General features: G+C 71.1%; 2 protein-coding genes. One reads left to right on the top strand and one right to left on the bottom strand.

What is annotated here, in order from left to right:
• Positions 1 to 78: 78 nt before the first annotated feature.
• Positions 79 to 753 carry a TetR/AcrR family transcriptional regulator gene (locus tag ACFWFI_RS42695; RefSeq protein WP_387401369.1) on the bottom strand — a complete coding sequence of 225 codons (675 nt, stop codon included), beginning with the start codon at positions 751 to 753 and terminating at the stop codon, positions 79 to 81.
• Between the two features lie 81 nt (positions 754 to 834).
• Between ACFWFI_RS42695 and ACFWFI_RS42690 the strand changes: the two genes are divergently transcribed.
• Positions 835 to 1,257, top strand: coding sequence for a Dabb family protein (locus ACFWFI_RS42690; RefSeq protein WP_387401366.1), 423 nt, complete (start codon positions 835 to 837; stop codon positions 1,255 to 1,257).
• Positions 1,258 to 1,343: the final 86 nt, after the last annotated feature.

The following is a 1,343-nucleotide window of genomic DNA, read 5'->3' as shown; positions in this document are numbered from 1 at the left end:
GTCCCCGCACGCCGCGGGGAGCCCACGTCCCGGTGGCCCACGTCGCGCTCGACGCCGCCGGCGCACGGGCCGGGCAGTTCACCCTCGCCGTTGTCCGGCCTCGGAGGCATCCGGCCCGTAGGCCCGCAGGAAGGTGTCGACCGCGGCCTTCGCGACCGCGCGCGTCTCGGTGGCGGGGACCGTGCGGGTGCCCAGCCGGGAGCGCGCCTCCATCGGGCCGGTGAGCAGCGCGAGCAGCTGCTCCGCGGCCAGGGCCGGGTCGCAGGGACGCAGGCGGCCGGCCAGCGAGAGGCGGGCCAGCCGGTCGGCCAGCGCTTCGCCGAGCCTCCCCTGGGTACGTCCCTGGACGGTCTCGATCAGATCGGGGAATCCGGCGACCTGGGCGTACGTCAGCCACCGCAGCGCGCGGGCGCGTTCGCCGCAGCAGACCTGGAGCATCCGGTACGCCGTGTCCTCCATGGCGGCGCCCAGATCATCACCCGGGTCACGCAACCGCTCGACGACGGCGAGGTTCTCCGCCATCACCACCTCGGCCGCGGCCTCGATCGCATGCCGGAACAGATTCTCCTTGTCCCTGAGGTGGTTGTAGACGGTCGGCTTGGCGACCCCCGCCTCCTGGGCGATCTCCTGCACACAGGCGTTCGCGTACCCCCGGCGCGCGAAGACGGTGAAAGCGGCGTCGAGGATCGCCTGCCGCTTGTCGATGCGCCCCCGGGGCGCCGTCCGCCCGGACTGAGTGGTCGCTGCTGTCACCTCCGCAGGGTACCGCCGCCTTGTCATGAACCAATAGGACCATTAACTTGAACCCGTCGGTTCAATTTTGACGCCTGCCCCATGAGAGGGGACCCAGTGATCGTCAACATCCTGCGCTTCAGCTTCAGGGACGGAACGACCGAGGAGGAGAAGACGGAGGTGCTGGCCGCGATGCGGCGCACGTCGACCGTGGAGTCGGCCGCGTTCGGGGTCGTGGGGCAGGATCTCGGGGACCCCGCGGAGGGGTTCACCCACACCTACTGCGCGGGGGTCGAGGACCTGGCGGCGCTGGAGCGGTACCTGTACGACCCGGTCCACCTCGAAGGCGACTCCACCATCCTCCCCCGCCTCGCGAGGCTCTCGGCCGTACGGCTGTCGGACGACATGGACCCCGGGCTGGGCGAGAAGATCATGGCGATGCACCTGAGGAAGGTGGCGAAGTACCCGGACTGGGGCCGGCTCCTGGACGCCATCCCCGACGTCCATGTCTCGTCCGGAGCCTGACGGTCCCCGACGGAGTCCACAGGGCCGCACAGATCCTCACGGATCCGGCCGTGCGGGACGGCGCGGAACTGGCCACAGTTCCGCGC

The sequence above is a fragment of the Streptomyces sp. NPDC060209 genome (assembly GCF_042728155.1).
Lineage (GTDB): Bacteria > Actinomycetota > Actinomycetes > Streptomycetales > Streptomycetaceae > Streptomyces.
Note: the sequence above shows the minus strand (reverse complement) of the source record. Positions and strands in the feature narration are given on the sequence as shown.